The organism is Desulfotignum balticum DSM 7044 (assembly GCF_000421285.1).
Classification (GTDB): domain Bacteria; phylum Desulfobacterota; class Desulfobacteria; order Desulfobacterales; family Desulfobacteraceae; genus Desulfotignum; species Desulfotignum balticum.
Map to the genome: position 1 here is coordinate 129,016 of NZ_ATWO01000001.1, position 18,920 is coordinate 147,935.

At 55.3% G+C, this 18,920-nt stretch carries 14 protein-coding genes; 4 read left to right on the top strand and 10 right to left on the bottom strand.

Annotation, left to right across the window (positions count from 1 at the left end; translation table 11 throughout):
* Positions 1 to 15: 15 nt before the first annotated feature.
* Positions 16 to 1,521, bottom strand: coding sequence for a C1 family peptidase (locus K365_RS0100790; protein WP_156887656.1), 1,506 nt, complete (start codon positions 1,519 to 1,521; stop codon positions 16 to 18).
* A gap of 377 nt (positions 1,522 to 1,898) precedes the next feature.
* Here K365_RS0100790 and K365_RS0100795 point away from each other — a divergent pair, with 377 nt between their 5' ends.
* From K365_RS0100795 to K365_RS0100805, 3 genes are read left to right on the top strand one after another with little or no spacing between them, the layout of a single operon-like run.
* Complete coding sequence (locus K365_RS0100795) at positions 1,899 to 2,591, top strand: ATP-binding cassette domain-containing protein (RefSeq protein ID WP_006968452.1); 693 nt, start codon at positions 1,899 to 1,901, stop codon at positions 2,589 to 2,591.
* Positions 2,581 to 3,348, top strand: a complete 768-nt coding sequence (locus K365_RS0100800) for an ABC transporter permease (protein WP_006968453.1) — start codon at positions 2,581 to 2,583, stop codon at positions 3,346 to 3,348. Before K365_RS0100795 ends, K365_RS0100800 begins: the two co-directional genes overlap by 11 nt.
* Positions 3,345 to 4,349, top strand: coding sequence for an ABC transporter substrate-binding protein (locus K365_RS0100805; RefSeq protein ID WP_024333139.1), 1,005 nt, complete (start codon positions 3,345 to 3,347; stop codon positions 4,347 to 4,349). Before K365_RS0100800 ends, K365_RS0100805 begins: the two co-directional genes overlap by 4 nt.
* A 29-nt stretch (positions 4,350 to 4,378) precedes the next feature.
* Here K365_RS0100805 and K365_RS0100810 read toward each other — a convergent pair whose 3' ends face one another.
* The 8 genes from K365_RS0100810 to K365_RS0100845 form a co-directional block, all read right to left on the bottom strand.
* On the bottom strand, positions 4,379 to 5,161 hold the full coding sequence (locus tag K365_RS0100810; protein WP_006968455.1) for a type III pantothenate kinase: 783 nt from the start codon (positions 5,159 to 5,161) through the stop codon (positions 4,379 to 4,381).
* Positions 5,162 to 5,171: 10 nt separating this feature from the next.
* Positions 5,172 to 6,185, bottom strand: coding sequence for a CdaR family protein (locus K365_RS0100815; RefSeq protein ID WP_245569118.1), 1,014 nt, complete (start codon positions 6,183 to 6,185; stop codon positions 5,172 to 5,174).
* The gene (gene folP, locus K365_RS0100820; RefSeq protein ID WP_024333141.1) at positions 6,103 to 6,969 is read right to left on the bottom strand and encodes a dihydropteroate synthase; all 867 of its coding nucleotides are present in this window, start codon (positions 6,967 to 6,969) and stop codon (positions 6,103 to 6,105) included. Before folP ends, K365_RS0100815 begins: the two co-directional genes overlap by 83 nt.
* Before the next feature lie 3 nt (positions 6,970 to 6,972).
* The gene (gene ftsH, locus K365_RS0100825) at positions 6,973 to 8,973 is read right to left on the bottom strand and encodes an ATP-dependent zinc metalloprotease FtsH (protein WP_024333142.1); all 2,001 of its coding nucleotides are present in this window, start codon (positions 8,971 to 8,973) and stop codon (positions 6,973 to 6,975) included.
* 113 nt (positions 8,974 to 9,086) lie between these two features.
* Positions 9,087 to 10,163, bottom strand: a complete 1,077-nt coding sequence (tilS, locus tag K365_RS0100830; protein WP_024333143.1) for a tRNA lysidine(34) synthetase TilS — start codon at positions 10,161 to 10,163, stop codon at positions 9,087 to 9,089.
* Positions 10,164 to 10,182: 19 nt separating this feature from the next.
* The gene (locus K365_RS0100835) at positions 10,183 to 11,049 is read right to left on the bottom strand and encodes a 1,4-dihydroxy-6-naphtoate synthase (RefSeq protein ID WP_236610020.1); all 867 of its coding nucleotides are present in this window, start codon (positions 11,047 to 11,049) and stop codon (positions 10,183 to 10,185) included.
* Positions 11,050 to 11,057: 8 nt separating this feature from the next.
* Entirely contained in the window at positions 11,058 to 12,113 is a 1,056-nt protein-coding gene (locus tag K365_RS0100840) for a radical SAM protein (protein WP_024333144.1), read from the bottom strand.
* Positions 12,114 to 12,202: 89 nt separating this feature from the next.
* A complete protein-coding gene (locus tag K365_RS0100845) occupies positions 12,203 to 14,368 on the bottom strand; it encodes a cAMP/cGMP-dependent 3',5'-cyclic-AMP/GMP phosphodiesterase (protein ID WP_024333145.1) in 2,166 nt (721 codons plus the stop codon).
* A gap of 231 nt (positions 14,369 to 14,599) precedes the next feature.
* Between K365_RS0100845 and uvrA the strand changes: the two genes are divergently transcribed.
* A complete protein-coding gene (gene uvrA / locus K365_RS0100850) occupies positions 14,600 to 17,560 on the top strand; it encodes an excinuclease ABC subunit UvrA (RefSeq protein WP_029724809.1) in 2,961 nt (986 codons plus the stop codon).
* Here the strand turns inward: uvrA and K365_RS0100855 are convergent.
* Positions 17,508 to 18,914, bottom strand: coding sequence for a sigma-54 interaction domain-containing protein (locus K365_RS0100855; RefSeq protein WP_024333147.1), 1,407 nt, complete (start codon positions 18,912 to 18,914; stop codon positions 17,508 to 17,510). The two genes, uvrA and K365_RS0100855, sit on opposite strands and share 53 nt — an antisense overlap.
* Positions 18,915 to 18,920: the final 6 nt, after the last annotated feature.

Genomic DNA, 18,920 nt, shown 5'->3' on the forward strand with positions numbered 1-18,920 from the left:
TTGTTTTGATTACTATCAGGCCCTACCTATATCCCCAATAGGTAAAATAACCTGACATATTCTTGGGATCAGACAGCGACAATCTACACCGATTCCCGTGGATTCTCCCTGATTGGATGTTGCAACAATTTTACCGGAAGCGGAGTTGGTCAGCCGGCCACCATATTGAAATACGCCGAAAGAGGATCCATCTTCTGCATGTGATTCGATTACACCCGTATTTTGAACGGTTGTGTCATCATAGGTCATGACACCCGCCCCCATGCCATTTCCTTTGGCGGTCACCTGTCCGTTGTTGATCAGGTTTGAAAGGCCTGAGCTGAACAACCCATATGCCCAGCCATTGGGTGTGGGGGCTTCGGAAACCACGTTGCCTTCATTGGTCAGCACCGCCGTATCATCAAAACCAAACATCCGGATCCCGTATGCCGTGGCCCGATCGTTCTCCATCGCTTCCGCTTCGACCTGAATACTGCCGGTGTTGAGAACTTTATGACCCTGCAGAACAATGCCGTACGCCGTTGACTGGTCATTTTCCGAACGGGATGCCGCAGTGATGGATCCGTGGTTTTCAATCAGGCTGTCACGGCCGGCCCATAAAAACATGCCGTGGACATAAGGGTTGCCTTCATCTACGCTGATGGTCGCATCAATGGTTGATTCATTGATCATGGACGCGTGATCGCCACCCCATTCATACAGTCCCCGGGCCACCGGCTGTACTCCGGAATACTGGAGATCGGCGGTAATGCCCGTTGTATTGATGATATCATGGTCAATGCCTTCCCAGTCACCATACCGCAGATAGGTTCCTTCAAGTGCGACCCTGGCTGAATGGTAACTGATGCGCATGTAGCCGTCTTCCCCCCAGCCGGGTCCCCAGGAATTGCGTAAAATCCAGACCTGTTCATCATCATCCCAGCCAACCAGTGAAACCGCATGATTGGTGGGTGAATAGAATTCCAGAGGAAAACTTGCTTCTGTCAGGTCATCGGAGAATATCCCCCCTTCATAAAAGCTGAAGTCCTCCTGTGCAAGAACGGCAACATCCAATGCACCGAAAGTCATAATCGCCCGTTTAAAGGTCTCAATATCATTGGCCGGCAGTCGGTGCCAGCCTGAGAACTGGACTCTGGGGACATCCCAGTGATAATTGAGTGTCAGATTTTCGTCATCATTGTACAGGTTCATCAATGCGGGTGTGTAGGGAAACACATGGGCAGGAACCACGCCATAATCCACCAGTCCCTGGAGTTCATCATATGCATAATCAGCTCCTGCCCCGTAATTGCCCCCCGGGAATCCATCATATTTTTGTCCCAGGCTCCAGATAATAAATGATTCTGAAAAAGAGACCGCCTGGTCATTGTACAGTCCCATGGCCCGGTTGTATGTGCTTTCTGCAGCCGCATTGGCGCCAAAGGAGTAACAGGTGCCAAAAGGATTTTGGTTTTTAACGGGCCCGATGTAGGCTTTTTTGTCAATATCACGGAGGTCGAACCGGGTCGGCAATGGGTCCATGCCTGCAAGACTGGTTGATGCAAACAAAAGAAAAACCAGGCAAAGGATGAAAAAAGAATAAAAACGCCGGTTTATTGGTTTATAGTTCTTCGGGTCAGACAATATCTTTTTCCTCTTAAATGTTGAAATTGATAAACTGAAAAACACTACCTATTCCATGCTTCTCCGGGTTGTCAAGAAAAAAGAGACTTTCAGCGTTGTATCAGGCAGGCTGATTCAGATGTCAGGTATATTGACTTTATGACTGATTACGTACTAAGGTCGATCATCAGAAGGTGAGATAATGAAACCCGGGGTGAAAATATGGCTGGTTTTTGACCCCGCAACGATGTGGGTAAGGGTAAAACAATATTTGAATATTTTTTGAAAGAATATTAATGCGTCTGGAATGCAATGGATTGAATTTTACCTATCCGGGATCGGAAATCCAGGTGATTGACAACTTGAGTTTTTCCATGACAGGCCCCGGGTTTTATGCGGTGTTCGGGCCGTCCGGGGTGGGAAAGACCTCGTTTGCCCGGCTGCTGACCCGGCATGCGGATCTTTTGGATCAGCCCGTGAAGACCCCGGGCATTGACACCATTTTGTATACCTATAATCTGGAACGGCTGCCGGGATGGGCGGCTGTCGGCCGTCACCTGGATCAGGTCTGCCCGCCGGACCGGCAGGGCCTCAAAAAAGAACTCATCGCGCTCTTCTGCCTGGAACCGGTGCTGGACGCCCGGTTTTCCCAGTTGTCCATGGGGCAGCAGAACCGCATGAACCTGATCCGGTATCTGCTCCAGGATTTTGACCTGATGATTCTGGATGAAAGCCTGGCCAATGTGGATGAAAAACTGCGACAGACCATTCTGCCGGCCATCAAGGAGCGGTTTGCCCACAAGATGTTTCTGTATATTTCCCACAACCTTATGGAAGTGGCCCGGTTCTGCAAAGAGATCCTGGTGCTGGCCGAGCCGTCCCGGAACATGTCCAGCCGCCTGATTTCAGGCCTGAACGAAACATCCGGGGGTAAAGTGGATAAATCCGCTCTGGACCGGGTTATGCTGGAGATCATGAATGCTTTTTAGACGGATTTACCAGTTCATGATTGTGTATGGGATCTTTTTGGGACTGTTGCTGGCCGTGAAAACCGGATTGTCCTTATCGGATTATGTGATCCCGGGAATACCGCTGATTCTGGATACGGCGGGTCAGGTGGCGGGCGGCTTTTTCAAAGACGTGCTGGATACCCTGTCCGTGGCCATCCTGGGCCAGGGGATTTCCATTTTTCTGGCGTTTTTCGTCGGCATTCTGGGCCGGCGTTCTTCCTGGGCCGGTTCCATGATCCGGGTGACCGCCTACAATATCCAGGCCTATCCCATCGTGGCCCTGGCCCCCATTATTTTTATTCTGCTGGGGGACGGATTTTTATCCCGGCTACTCATCGCGGCCATGATCTGTTATTTCCCGCTGCTGCTGTCCGTGCTGGGGGTGATGGCCGCACCTGTGACGGATATTGAGCATTTTTACATCGCCACCGGGCGCATGCGCTGGCACCTGGAAGTCAAGATCCGGGCGTTTGAAAATTTGAGCAAACTGACCACCGTGATTGCCGGCAGCGCCACCCTGGCCATGGCCGGTACCATTGTGGCGGAATTCATCGCCGCCAATGCCGGCATCGGGTACAGCATCCGCATTGCATTGTACCAGAGTGATCTGGCCGCCATTCTCACGGCCCTGTTCATGATCGGAATCGTGATTTCCGTGTACCAGGGTCTGCTTGAATCCCTGGGCGAAGCCGTCAAGGCAAAATGGGGATCGGAAAACAAAGGAGCTCTGTTATGACACACATACAACGGATGGTCATCGGGATGGCTGTATGGATGGCCGTGGCTGCCTGCGCCCTGTGGATACCCACGGCACAGGCGGAACAGACGCGTTTCAACTACCGGCTCAAATGGCTGTTTAACACCAGTGTGGCAGGTGACGTGTTTGCCATGGAAAACGGGTTTTTCGCGGATGCCGGCCTGGATGTACAGGTCAGAGAGGGCAGCCCGGAAAAAGATGCCATCAAGGAGCTGGAGCTTGGATATGCCCATTTTGGAGTGGCATCCGCAGATCAGGTGATCCGGGCCCTGGAAAAAGGCGCGGATGTGGTGGTTCTGGCCCAGGTGTTTCAGATCAACCCCATGCAGTGGATCTATCGGTACCCCCAGGTACAGATCACGCACCCGGCGGATTTGAAGCAGTACCACTTAGGGGTCACCTTTGGGGGCAATGATGAAACCATCATGCAAACCCTTCTGGCAACGGCGGATCTGACACTGAGGGATGTAAAAGTCACGGGGGTTCGGTTTGATTTTACCCCGTTTCTGAAAAACCAGGTGGATCTGTGGCCGGTGTACCGCAATTCCCAGGGCGTAATCCTGGCGGACCGGCTGGCAAAAGAAGGCGAAACAGTCCGGTTTCTCAACCCGGCGGATTTCGGCGTGGACTTTGTGGCCAACTCCATTGTGACCTCCGGGGCAATGGCGACCGATTATCCGGATCTGGTGGCACGGTTTCTGTCCGCTTTGCTTGCCGCCTGGGAAGCGGCCATGGATCCGGCCAACCAGGCCTCGGTACTGGCCGCCGTGAAAAAATACGACACCGGCACCCAGGGACAGGTGCAGGCGGCCCAGCTGGATGTCACCCGGACCCTGGTCAAACCGGACCCGGATATTCCCGTGGGCCGGATACAGACGGCTGCCTGGGCCCAGACCGAAGCCATCATGCTGGACCAGGGGCTGATCAGAACACCCGTGCATGTCACCTCCCGGCTCAGGAATCCGGTATTGGTCCAATAATCGTCATGGATCAGGCCCTGGCGCGCGGGTCAGGTTTTTTCGTTGAATTCACCGGCAATGATCCGCAGGCCTTCCAGGGTCAGGGATTGATCCACGGTTTCAATGGTGGTGGACAGATCGGCAATCAGCGGTGCCAGACCGCCCGTGGCAATCACTTTCAAAGGGTGCGGCAGTTCTTTTCTCATCCGTTCCACCATTCCGTCCACCATGGCCGCGTTGCCGTGAATGATGCCGGACTGCATACTCCCGATGGTATCCGTGCCGATCACTTTTTCAGGTGCGGAAAAAATTTCCACGCGGGGCAGGCGGGACGCTTTCCGGAACAGGGCTTCCGAAGCGATCATCACCCCGGGACAGATAGCACCGCCCAGGTATTCCCCGGCCGGAGTGATGACGTCAAAGGTGGTGGCAGTGCCGAAATCGATGATGATCAGTCCGGTTTTGTACTTGTCATAAGCAGCCACGGCATTGACGATGCGGTCCGCCCCCACCTCATTGGGGTTGCTGTACAGGATGGGCATCCGTTGTTTCACGCAGGACGGCTGGATCCACAAAGGGGTCAGGCCCAGGTAGCGCCGGCAGAATCCGTCCAGAATCCCCACGGACGACGGCACCACGGAAGAGATGACCACCCGGCTGAGGGCGGTCAAAGGCAGGCCTCTGTCGGCAAACAGGGCCCGGGCCAGAATATTGAATTCATCGGCCGTATTGTCCCGGACGGTCCGGATCCGCCAGTTTTCCTTAAGCTGATCCTTGTCATCATAGACACCGATCACGGTATTGGTATTGCCCACATCGATCACCAGCAGCATGGGATCTCCTTTATTTTTCAATCGTCACGGTAAATACCTGTGGGTCTGACCGGGTCATGGTCAGGCCCACGGGGATGTTGATATATGTATGCCGGGCATAGACGCCGGGTTCCATCCCGTCCAGATCCAGGAAAGCGAAAATTTGATCCAGGGTTTCCTTGGTGTGGATGGTACTGTAAGGGCCTTTGACCGCGATGGTCATGACATCCGGTTCGACCCGGGCGGAATAAGTACAGTTCCGGATCTGGATGGGCAGGTGTTCAATGGATTTTTCCACCTGTTTTTCCTGGATCTGCACCGATACCACAATAATCGGGAGATCACTGGTAATGTGCCGGGACGCTTCAAGGTCCAGGGGCACCTCTTTTTTGAATGATTCTTTTGCCTGGGTCAAGTCAACGGGCCGGGTTTTCAACACCTGAATGTCGTTGATCACGGATTCCGCCCCGGACAGTGTCACTGAAGAAGGATCCGGCGCAGGGGCTAAAGCAATGAATCCCTCGAGCGGGTCGCCGGAGCAGGGCACTTCGATTTTGAATTCCCGGGTAATCTCTTTTTCCAGGCGCACCCCCAGATAGGAAGGGGAAATCTCCAGAATGGTGATGGCCGGGTCCATGGGAATCCGCCGTTTGTCCACGGGCAGCATGTAATATCCCGGCCCGATGGATTCCGTGGCCCCGGCCGGATCGATGTCCAGATCCGTGTACAGATCCGCTGGATAATGGATGGGTTTGTCATTGATTCTTTCGATTAACCGGGGATCCGCTTTGATGCGGATTTCAATTTTGTCGGTGCGAAACTGGGTGACAAGCATCCCTTTGGGCACATTGGCAAATTCCACGGGCAGAAGCAGGTGGGTTTCAAGTGGTTCCGGGGTACAGCCCCACAAACAAAGCAGCAGGATCAACAAAAAGGGGAAACATTTTTTATGGTTCCGCAGGTCAGGCATTCCGGACGGCATCAAAGATCCGGGTGAACGCGACGGCCCGGTGAACATCATGAACGCGTAGGATATGCGCACCATGGGCCAGACAGGCCCCGACAGCTGCCAGGGTGCCGGTTTCGATCTGTTCGGCTGAATCCGGGTCATTCCCGGCACGGTTCAGATGTAACAGGTTGCGGATGAACGATTTCCGGGACGGTCCCATGAGCACGGGAAATCCCAGATCCACAATGGTTTTCAGGCACTGGATGAGCACCAGGTTGTGGTGCACGGTTTTCCCGAATCCAATGCCCGGATCCAGAATGATATTTGTTTTTTCAATGCCCCGGGACATGGCATATTGTGCCCGGGTCGCCAGATAATCGCTGATCTCCTGCATCAGATCATCGTAAACCGGGTCGGCCTGCATGGTTTCCGGAGTCCCTTTCATATGCATGAGTACCACAGGTACCTGATATCGGGCTGCCACGTCCGCCATGTCCGGATCCATTTCAAAGGCGGAAATATCGTTGATAATGGCGGCCCCGGCATCCAGGGCCGCTCTGGCCACGGGGGCTTTCACCGTGTCGATGGAAATGGGGATACTGATTTTTTTAGACAGGGTCTCGATGACCGGCACCACCCGGTCTATTTCTTCCTGCACGGAAACGGGTTTGGAAAACGGCCGGGTGGATTCTCCGCCGATATCCAGGATATGGGCGCCTTGTTCTGCCAGGCGCATACCCCGGGCCACGGCTGCGTCATATTCATTGAACCGGCCGCCGTCTGAAAAGGAATCCGGGGTCACGTTCAATATCCCCATGATACAGGACCGGGATCCCAGGTCCAGGTGAAATTTTCCACACGTGAGTTGAAAACCCGTCATATACTATTCCTTGTCCGATGGATTGTCTCCGGATGCCTGGGCATCGCTGTCTGAGTCGTCCTCAGACCGGTTGTCATTCGTGTCGTCCGGTTCAGAGTTATCCGGTTCAGGGTCGTTTGATTCAGAAGTCCGGGCCTGGGTCCGGTTGTTGTCAACCGGATCCTGCTTAGGGGTGGTGCGTACGTTTCGCCGGCCGTGAAAATCATACTCCGGCCGCATTTCCGCAATCAGATCGTCCAGCTCCGCGCCCAGCACGGTTTCTTTTTCAATGAGCAGGTCGGTCAGCCGGTGGAGAATATCAATGTTTTCTTCCAGAATCTTCTGGGCTTTCTGGTAGGCCTGGTCCACCAGCTGTGCCACTTCCGCATCGATCTGCTGGGCCGTGGCCTCGGAATATCCTTTGGCCTGGGTCATTTCCCGTCCGATGAAGATATTGTCGTCATGGTCTTCATAGGACAGCGGTGCCAGTTTGTCGCTCATGCCGAAATTCCGGATCATCCGGTTGGCCAGCTTGGTGGCCTGTTTGATGTCATTGGCGGCTCCGGTGCTGATGCGGTTGAAGATGAGTGCTTCCGCCACCCGGCCGCCGAAAGCGATGGACAGTTCGTTTTCCAGCTGGTCCTTGTATTTGAAATCCCCTTCTTCGGGCAGAAACCAGGTGACACCTGCGGCCCGTCCCCGGGGGATGATGGTGATTTTGTTGACAGCGTCGGTGTTGGGAAGAAACCGGGCCACCAGGGCATGCCCGCCTTCATGGTAGGCCGTGGTTTTCTTTTCTTCTTCCTTGATCACCTTGGATTTTCGTTCCAGTCCCATGTATACCTTGTCTTTGGCGTCTTCAAAGTCTTTCATGGCCAGTTTGTCATGGTCCCGTTTGGCTGCCAGCAGGGCCGCCTCGTTGACCAGGTTTTCCAGATCGGCCCCGGAAAATCCCGGTGTCCCTCTGGCCAGGATCACGGGATCCACATCCCGGTCCAGGGGCGTTTTTTTCATGTGCACCCGCAGGATGCCTTCCCGGCCTTTGATGTCCGGCATGTCCACCACCACCTGGCGGTCGAACCGTCCCGGCCGCAGCAGGGCCGGATCCAGGACATCGGCCCGGTTGGTGGCCGCCATGAGAATGACCCCTTCATTGGACTCGAATCCGTCCATTTCCACCAGCAGCTGGTTCAGGGTCTGTTCCCGCTCATCATGGCCGCCGCCCATACCGGCCCCTCTCTGGCGGCCCACGGCGTCGATCTCATCGATGAATATGATACACGGCGCGTTTTTCTTGCCCTGGGCAAACAGGTCTCTCACCCGGGAGGCGCCGACCCCCACAAACATTTCCACAAAATCGGAACCGGAGATGGTGTAAAACGGCACCCCAGCTTCACCGGCCACGGCCCGGGACAAAAGGGTTTTCCCGGTTCCGGGGTTGCCCACCAGCAGCACTCCTTTGGGAATCCGTCCCCCCAGCCGGGTGTATTTGTCCGGATTTTTCAGAAAATCCACCACCTCCGTGAGTTCTTCCTTGGCCTCGTTGATACCCTGCACATTTTCAAACGTGACTTTTTCCTTTTTGTCATCCATGAGCCGGGCCCGGCTTTTGCCGAAGGACATGGCTTTGCCGCCCCCGGCCCCGCCCTGCATCTGGCGCATGAAAAAGATCCACACCCCGATGAGCACGATCATGGGCAGCCAGGACACCACAATGGACATGAGCCAGGAGGATTCCGCCGGGGGTTTGGCCTTGATGTCCACCCCGTTGGACCGCAGCAGCGGGATCAGTTCCGCGTCGTTGGGGGCGAAGCTTTTAAACCGGGCACCGCTGGCATCCGTAAAATACAGTTCCTGGCCCTGAATTACCACACTCTGGACCCGGTCCTTTTCCACCATGGACAAAAATTCCGAATACCCGATATCCGTCTGTGCGGTCTGCTGCTGGTTGAAGATGTTGTAGAGCATCACCATCATCAGGACGACCACCAGCCACAGGGAAATATTTTTGTAAAATTGATTCAATGTTCACCCTCTCTTTAGTCATCTTTAAAACAATAAATTAAAAACATTAAAACTTTAGTATATATAAACATAATTTGCGAATATACAAGAAAAAGTTTCGGGTTTTGCAGCCGTTATGCTTTGGGGGGGATGCGTGTGGATTGTTTGTGCATCCGGCCCAGCTGCCGCAAAGGCAGGGTTTCTTTTCTGATACAGAGCCGGCCCCGGGTTTTATACACCCGGATCCGGTCCGGCAGATCCAGGTGTTTGCCCGGTGCTGAATCGGCTGCCAGGTCCTGTATGGCCGTCATATGATCATGGGTGATCCGCCGCAGGTTGGTTTTGACATGAAGAATCCCATGCCGGATCACCCGGGGGATCAGGGCCGGATGAAGCGCAACCAGACCCGGTATGGACAGAAAAACCGCATCCGGGCCCTTTTTTTCTACACAGCGGTCAAAGGCGCGGCAGGTATGGTCCTCCAGAAAACAGGTTTCTTCCCCCAGAATCCGGCTGAGCCGGTGAAGTCCCTGTCTGATGTTGGGATTGTAGTGTTTTTCCAGCAAAGGAATCAGGTGGTTCCGGATCCGGTTTCTTAAAAAAACCGGGTCCTGATTGGAATCATCCGTGATATATGCCTGGTTCAAGGCCGCCAGAAAATCGATGATCTCCTGCCGGGACCGGTCGATCAGCGGGCGGATGATCATGGGGCCTCTTTTTGCCGGAATGCTTGCCAGACCTTTTGAACCGCTGCCCCGCACCAGGGCCATGAGCACCTGTTCCGCATTGTCGTCCCGGGTATGGCCCGTGGCGATGCGGGTATATTCGTGGTCCGCGGCGGTGCGGAAGAAAAATTCGTATCTCGCGTTTCGTCCGGCTTCCTCCAGGGAATTCCCCGTCTCACGGGCCAGGCGTTTCACATCCCGGATTTCACTGACACAGGGCAGGCCGTGACCGTCGGCAAACTGCTGAACAAACGCCTGGTCCCGGTCGGCGCCCGGACCCCGCAGCCCATGGTTGAGATGGGCCAGGCCGATCCGGAGTTCAAATTCAGGGGCCACATGGGTCAGTACCCGGACCAGGGCCATGGAATCCGGTCCCCCGGAAACGGCCACAAGTACGGCATCGCCCGGGTGTAGCATTTCATGGGCGGCAAGGGTCTGTGCCACCTTCCGGCAGAAGCGGTCCGGTATGGAAATCGATCGGGGCATGAATAAAAGGGTCCGCCTGTCAGCAGGCAAACAGGGGAAGATCCGTATCCGGAATCATCCCGGTTTTCCGGGCATAGGAAAAAAATGCGGTCACGGCCTGTTCCCCGGTTTCTCCCAGGTCTTTTGAATAATCATTGACATACAGGTCAATGTGCTGTCGGATCACGGTGTCATCCATTTCCTGGGCATGCCGGCGGATATATTCCGCGCCTAAGTCCGGGTGGGCAAAGGCATGGTCAATGCTTTTGCGGATCAGGGCCTGGATGCGACAGGCGGTTTCCGGGTCCATGTCCCGGCGCACGGCCATACACCCCAAAGGGATGGGCAGTTCCGTCTTGTCTTCCCACCACTGTCCCAGATCCGCGATTTGTTCCAGTCCCAAAGACGGGTACACAAACCGGCCTTCGTGAATGATCAGGCCGAAATCAGCCGTGTCGTCCACGACTGCGGGCATGATTTTCTCAAAGGACATGGGTTGAACGGTGACATCAACGCCCGGAAACCGGTCTGCCATGAAAAACCGGAACAGATGATATGCCGTGGTTCCCATGCCCGGAATTGCCACGGTCGGTTTTTTGCCGGAAACATCCGCCAGAGAGCGGCCGGGCCGGGATACCACCAGGGGACCGCATCCCCTGCCCAGGGCCGCGCCGCTTCGCAAAAGAGCATACCGGTCCAGCAGATTTCCCAAAGCGGCGAACGACAGTTTGGTGATGTCATGGATCCGCTGCACGGCCGCCTGGTTCAATGCTTCCACATCCTCCATGCAGATATGAAAATCCCATTCTTTCAGGTCGATCAACCGTCCGGCAATGGCCTTGAAGATAAACGTGTCATTGGGGCAACTGGAATAGGCCAGGCGGTAACGGGTGTGTTTTTGCATCATTCATTCCTTTAAAAGTGACCCAGGCTGGGGGCGGGCTGGTCATATGCCAGCCCCTGTTCGATCAGGGCCAGCAATCTGGGTTTTTCTTCGGGAAACTGGTATCCCTCGTAATCATGGGACAGCAGCAGGCCCCCGCCGGGCCGTTGCCAGTGGTTCATGGCATGATCAAAGCACACCTTGCCGGTCACTTCCAGATCCCGGATCATTACCTGGAGTTCTGCCAGCTGTTCATTGGCGGACAGGAGTGTGACTTTCCCGTCTTTGACCATCTGGTGAAGCGGGGTCCCGGGAATGGCCCGAAAGGGCCGGGACCGGATATAATGGGGATTGATGGCATTGAGTACCCGGGCCGTGTTCCGGGCATGATCCAGGGTTTTTTCCTTTCCCCCCAGGCCGGGCATCCAGTATTCAGACACCTGGAATCCCGCGGCCACGGCTTTTTGGCCCCCTTTGATCTGTCCGTCCGAGGTCACCCCTTTTTTAATGAATTTCAGCAGTTCATCATCCCCGGTTTCCAGACCCAGGTGAAGCCGGTCCAGGCCGGCCCTGCGGATGGCTTCCAGATCCTGTGCCGGTTTCTGGGCCGCGGTTCTGGCCCGGGCATAGGTGGTGATGCGCCGGATGTGGGGAAACGTGGTTTTCAGATAGTTCAGGGCCGCCACCAGGTCCGGGGTTTTCATGATCAGGCTGTTGGCATCCTGAATAAACGCGGTCTTTGCCCCGGCCATGAGCCAGTGCACCAGCATGGCCAGACCCGGGTGCTGTTCCAGGGCCGGTTCTTTGTTCAGCAAAGCCAGGACCCCGTCCCGGGTGACAGCACCGGACGGCCCGCCGGCTGCTTCGGACAGAGTTTTCATTTTTTCGGTCAAAGCAGCCATGGCATCGATGTCCGCCTTAATCTCCTCGACTGTTCTCAAAGAAAATTTTTCAGTCTTGTACATGCTGCAAAAGGCACAGTGATTCCACGGGCAGTTCCGGGTGAACCGCACCAGCAAAGAGGCGCTGCCCCCTTCACTGGGAGGCCGGTACATGCCGGTCTCAAACCGGTATTGATCAAGGGTCATGATAACTCCATATATTTGTATCATTCAATAATAATTGAAAAATAACGCATTAATGCCGGCAAGGCAAGGGCCGAGTTGCCGGGGTGGGGCTAAAACGCTTCGCTGCACAGTTTCAGAAACACACCCGGGTTGTTTTCGGCAAACGCCTTGATGGCCGGGGAAGCAAACCGGAAAAGCACCGCATCCGGCCGGGCTGAAAAGGTGTAATCAGATTCAGCGGCATGGTTTAAAACCGGTTGGATGCCGAACAGTCGGCCATGGGCGAGTTCCGACACTTCCCGGCCCGTCCGCATCACTTTTACAAGACCGCCGTGGATGTAATAACACGCATCCGGCTTTTCCTTTTCCCGGATCAGGACAGTGTTCCCGTGTTTGGGGAGGGTGACCGGCGCCACCATCTGGAACAGCTGACGTTTCTGGGAGGGGGTCAGATCATGGAACACGGGATGGCCGTCCAGAATATTGCGCATGGCTTTGCCCTGAAAAATGGACAAATGGCGCAGCGTCTTTTCGAGTCCGGTCTGCCGGATAAAAGTCTGCATGTCCTGCCGGTCGACGCCGACCAGATTCACCCGGCTTGCGGCCACGGCATCCGCGGTCCGGGGCTGGTCTGAAAACAGACATTTTTCGCCGAAAAAATCACTCCGGCTCAGTGTGGTCAACGGGGTCCCGTCTTCCATGATATCCACCTGGCCGCTGATGATCAGAAAAAATCGGTCCCCGGGGTCTCCCTTTCTGAACAGCACTTCGCCGGAAGATAAGGTCTGAGGGTCAGCAATGGACAGAAATTCCAGGGTTTTTTCCGGGGGCAGGGACCGGAACAGATCCAGGTCCAGAAACGCGCCTAAAATGTCCATTGCCGCCTGGAACGGTCCGGCGGACGGACACAGGGTCACCGTGCTGGAAAGCCCGGTGGGCGCGATTTTCAATCCCGAAGTTTCCGGCACCTGATCCCTTGCCACATGCACCAGATAAATTTTTCCGCGTACGGATGCCGGCAACGCCGTGAGCACCTTCATGGGGGTGTGAATGGGCGGCACCCCGGCTTCGTGAAAAATCACATCCCTGTCCCAGGGGAACCGGAGCAGAAAATCCCGCCGGCTTTTGCTCATGATGCCTTTTTCATGCATGATGCGGATATGGTCCGGGTCATTGCGGGTGTCCGAGCTGTAGATAAAGGTTTTCCCGGCATGGGACACCTGAAAGAAGATCGTGGGAATGGAGTGAAAGGAATAGTTGAATTCAAACATGGCCCCATGGATGTTGATGGGTTCGCCAGTGTGGATGGGGACAAACGAGAACGCTTTCTGGAGCCGGGATCGGTCGATATGGATCAGGGCCGCAGATTTCCGGATGAAACTGTTGAAAACCGTGGGGGTGGTGTACAGGGTGATTTTTCCTTCCAGCATGATTTTCTGGAGGGTCCCGCTGTCATGATCGGCATGGCAGTGGGTCAGGATGATGGCATCTAAAATTTTGGGATTGACCCCTAAGCGGATCAGGTCCACGGCCGAGTTGACCGGCGGATCCACCATGATGCCCCGCTGGTTGATCCAGATGATCATGCCGGAAGTCATGGCATCCGGGTCAAATCCGTGACCCGACCCCAGGGTGGTGATCCCGAACAGAGGCGGGGAAAACACCTGTTGGACACTGAAATCCACGGGATTGTCCGGGATCAGGGGCCGGGTGACGGGGATGGCGGCCACCAGGGTTTCCTTTTCACGGATCGTGCAGGTGCCGCGGTCATCCAATTGAATGGTCAGGTCCTGAATCCGGACGGTACCGTTCCGGTCGAACACATGAAACTGGATCACATCGGACAGGGTGAATTTTTTCCTTCGCCCGTTCACCGGCAGGGTCCGGAAATGGTCCATTTCCGCTTTGAGATCCGGAAATCCCGGTGTGGAAACCCCTTTGGGAAACTCCGCCCCAAGAGAGGTCAGGTTCCGGGGACCGAAAAGCGCTTCGGACAGAATGACCTGGATCCGCTGTTTCTGGGCCCGGGTGCAGACCACCTGGACCTTTTGTTTCAAAAAAAAGAAATGATAGTAGACTGGAAATTCCAGTTCCGCCAGGCTGATCCCTTTTTCCAGGGAAAACATGGCCCCGGGAACGACAAATATTTTCGGCACCCCGGTTGCCATGGTGTCTTTGATGGTTTCCGGCGGGATGCCGAACTGGACGGGTTCCTGACGGGTGAATATGAGCAGGCCCCCACGGGGCAGCTCCCGGACGGCCTGAATTCTGTTCATTGTTATTCTTTCCCGTTAAATTCATATCTGATCGTTTTCACATATCATTCCTGTTTCAAAGTTACAATTGGAATTGTCCGGTTCCGGGGCTGTCTTTACTTTTGAGCGGGCGTGCTTATGATTTTGCAACAGTGGCTTACTCTTCTGTTTTCCTCAAAAAACAAGGAACTGAGGAGAGGCGATTGATTGTATGACACAACCAGACACATATCCTGTGAGGATGATACATAGATGGGAAAACAGCAGCATTCAGCATTCAAAACGGCCGTGTCCGGCCCGGCGGCCGCCATGGAACTGGACCGGATCATTGTCAAAGGGGCCCGGGAACATAACCTTAAGAACATTGATGTGGAGATCCCCAAAAAACAGCTGGTGGTGTTCACGGGGGTGTCCGGGTCCGGGAAATCCAGCCTGGCCTTTGACACGATTTTTGCCGAAGGCCAGCGCCGGTACGTGGAATCGCTGTCCGCCTATGCGAGACAGTTCATCGGCCAGATGGAAAAACCCAAGTACGACACCATCCGGGGGCTGTCACCCACCATTGCCATCGAGCAGAAGGCCGCCAGCAAAAATCCCCGGTCCACCGTGGGTACCATCACGGAGATCTATGATTATCTGCGGGTATTGTTTGCCCGGGTGGGGACCCAGTACTGCATTTGCTGCGGCAATGAGGTGGGACAGGGCCACGCCCAGGGCATGGTGTCCCAGATCATGGCGCTGCCGGCCAAGTCCAAAATTCTGATTCTGGCTCCCGTGGTGGAAAATCGGAAAGGAGAACACAGGGAACCCCTGGTTGCGTTGAAAAAACAGGGCTATGCCCGGGTCCGGGTGGACGGGGTGGTCCAGGATCTGGAAAATGTCCAGACCCTGGCCAAAAACAAAAAACATTCTATCGAGGTGGTGGTGGACCGGCTGATGATCAAGGCGGATGCCGTGTTTGAGGAACGACTCACCGATTCCGTGGAAACGGCCCTGAAACTGGGAAACGGCCAGATCATCGTGCATATCCTGGGCAAAAAAGATATCAAGATGAGCGAAGCCCGGTCCTGCTGCGGCATTGCCTATCCTGAACTCATTCCCCAGATTTTTTCCTTTAACGCACCCCAGGGCATGTGCCCGGAGTGCAACGGTATCGGAACCCTGCTGTCCATGGATCCGGACAAGGTGGTGCCGGACAGGCATCTGAGTATCCGGGAAGGGGCAGTGATCCCCTGGAAAAATTATTTTATTAAAAACCCCCGGTATCCCAATGACAATTCCTGGGGCATGGGCCAGCTCACAGCCATGGAAGAGCAGTGGGGCATTGATTTTGACCGGCCCTGGAAAGACCTGCCCAAATCCCAGAGAGATCTGCTGCTCCATGGCTCCGCCACCCGGAAAATGAAGGTGAACTGGCAGTCGGACAGGATTCAGGCGGCTTTCACAAGAACCCACGAAGGCCTGCTCAACACCCTGATGCGGCGGTACAAGAACACCCAGTCTGAAAACCAGAAAAAATACTACACCAAGTTCATGACGGCGGCCACCTGCCAGGCCTGTCATGGCAAACGCCTGAGAGACGAGGTGCTTCATGTGAAAATCCAGGGAAAATCCATCATTGATGTCACGGAAATGACGGTCAAAGACGCCCATGAATTCATGTCTTCTCTGAACCTGTCCGGCAGCCGGCAGCTCATTGCGGCGGAGCTGCTCAAGGAGATCGGAGACCGGCTGGGGTTTCTGAGGAATGTGGGTCTGGACTACCTGTCGTTGGACCGCAGCGGCCCCACCCTGTCCGGCGGGGAATCCCAGCGGATCCGTCTGGCATCCCAGGTGGGGTCGGAACTCACCGGCGTACTGTATATCCTGGATGAACCCAGCATCGGCCTGCACCAGCGGGACAATATCAAACTGTTGAAAACCCTTCAGCATCTGCGGGATATCGGCAACACCCTGATCGTGGTGGAGCATGACCAGGAAACCATGGAAGACTGCGACTGGATCGTGGATATCGGTCCGGGTGCCGGGCATCTGGGGGGCCGGATCGTGGCCCAGGGCACCCCGGCTGAAATCCGGGCCAACCCGGCTTCCATCACGGGGCAATTTCTGTCCGGCAAAGAATCCATTGCCGTGCCGGAGCAGCGCCGGTCTCCGGATGCCGGAAAATGGCTGACCATTGTCAAGGCCGGTGAAAACAATCTCAAGGATGTGACGGCCCGGTTTCCATTGGGCCTGCTCATTGCCGTGACGGGGGTGTCCGGGGCCGGGAAATCCACCCTGGTCAACCAGATTCTTTACCCGGCCCTGGCCGTGAAACTGCACAGCTCCCAGATGAGCGTGGGCCGGCATGAGACCATCCAGGGACTGGCTCATGTGGACAAGGTGATCAACATCGACCAGAATCCCATCGGCCGGACCCCGAGAAGCAACCCGGCCACCTACACCAAGGTGTTTGATCCCATCAGGGATCTGTTTGCCCAGTTGCCGGAATCCAAAGCCCGGGGATACAAAAAAGGGCGGTATTCCTTTAATGTCAAGGGCGGGCGGTGCGAAGCCTGCCAGGGGGACGGATACATCAAAGTGGAGATGCATTTTCTGGCGGATGTGTTTGTGCCCTGCGAGGTGTGCCACGGCCGGCGGTTCAATAAATCCACCCTGGAAATCACGTACAAAAACCATTCCATTGCCGATGTTTTGGATCTTTCCGTGCACCAGGCCCGGGAACTGTTCGACGCCCATCCGAAAATCACCCAGATCCTGGACACCCTCATGGATGTAGGGCTGTCCTATATCAAGCTGGGACAGGCCGCCACCACGCTGTCCGGCGGGGAAGCCCAGCGCATCAAACTGGCCCGGGAGCTGGCCCGGCGCAACACCGGAGACACGTTGTATATCCTGGACGAACCCACCACGGGTCTGCATTTCAGGGATGTGAAACTGCTGCTGGACGTGTTGCAGCGCCTGGTCTCCGCCGGTAACACCGTGATCATCATCGAGCACAACCTGGATGTGATCAAGACGGCGGACTGGGTCATGGATTTAGGACCTGAAGGCGGGGCCGGCGGGGGCATTATTGTGGCACAAGGGCCGCCGGAACAGGTGGCCCTTGCTGGCGAAAGCCATACGGGCCATTATCTGAAAAAAATGCTGGCTTCCCGGATCAACCGGATTCATTGTGGGGTTGCTGAAGCGGAATCTCCCATTTTTTCATGAGTTTCCACACCAGGGTCCGGCTTTTGCCGATGCGGCGGGCCACCTCGGCTTTGTTCCAGTGGCATTGATTCAGCAGATCCACCAGGGCCTCCCGGGTCAGGTGCCGGGAGGCCTGTTCATGGGATGGGTCCGGCAAACCAGTCTGGGTTTGGCCGGCACGGGTATTCTGGATTTCAGCCGGCAGATCCGTTTCTGAAATATACGCATTTCCGCAGACCACAAAGGCATGTTCAATGGCATTTTCCAGTTCCCGGACATTGCCGGGCCATGGGTGGGCCATCAACAGTTTCATGGCCCCGGGGGACACCCCTTTGATCTGTTTTTTCTCCCGCTTGCCGATTTTCCGGACAAAATAGTCCGTCAGCAGCACCATGTCTGCTTTACGATCCCTGAGGGGCGGAATCTGGATGGTGAATACCTTGAGCCGGTAAAACAGATCTTCCCTGAAAACCCCTTGCCGGGTAAGATCCGTCAGATCTTTATTGGTGGCGGCAATGATCCGGATATCGATTTTGCGCTTTTTGGTGTCGCCCACCCGTTCGATCTCCCGTTCCTGGAGCACCCGCAGCAGCTTCACCTGCATATACGGGGTCAGCTCTCCGATCTCATCCAGAAAAATGGTGCCTGTATCCGCCTGTTCGAACCGCCCCATATGATCCTTGTGAGCCCCCGTGAACGCCCCTTTGACATGACCGAACAACTCGCTTTCCAGAAGGGTTTCAGACAATGCCGAGCAGTTGACCGTGATCAGGGGACGCTGATTTTCAGAAGCGTGGTAATGGATTGCTTTGGCCACCAGTTCCTTGCCCGTGCCGCTCTCTCCTTGAATCAGCACCGTGGCCCGGCTGTCTGCAGCGGCCCGGATCGCTTCAAATACATTCTGCATGGCAGGGCTTCTGCCGATGATGTTTCCCAGGCCAAAGGCTTCCTGCAGCTGCCGCCGGGCATCTTCTTCCCTTTTTTTTGCCAGGGACAGCTCGGTCAAATCCGTGATGGTTTCAACGATGCCCAGAATATGTCCCTGGGTATCTTTTGCCAGACGGGCATTTTTGATCACGGGGACATCATATCCGTCCTTATGCCGGACAAAACATTCCTTGGCTTCAGTGCGGCCATGGCGCAGGACCCCGCATTCGTGAATATCCGCCGGACACTGTTTGCCGTAGCACCGGCTGCATTTGAGGATATCACAGCGCTGCCCCACGGCCTCCAGGGCGGTAAAACCGGAAATTTTTTCCATGGCCCGGTTCCAGGAGGTGATAACGCCCTGGTCATCCAGGGTAAACAACCCTTCGGCCATGGTATCGATGATCTGATTTAAAAAGTGGACGTTCCACAGTTCATAGGTTTTCACAAATTG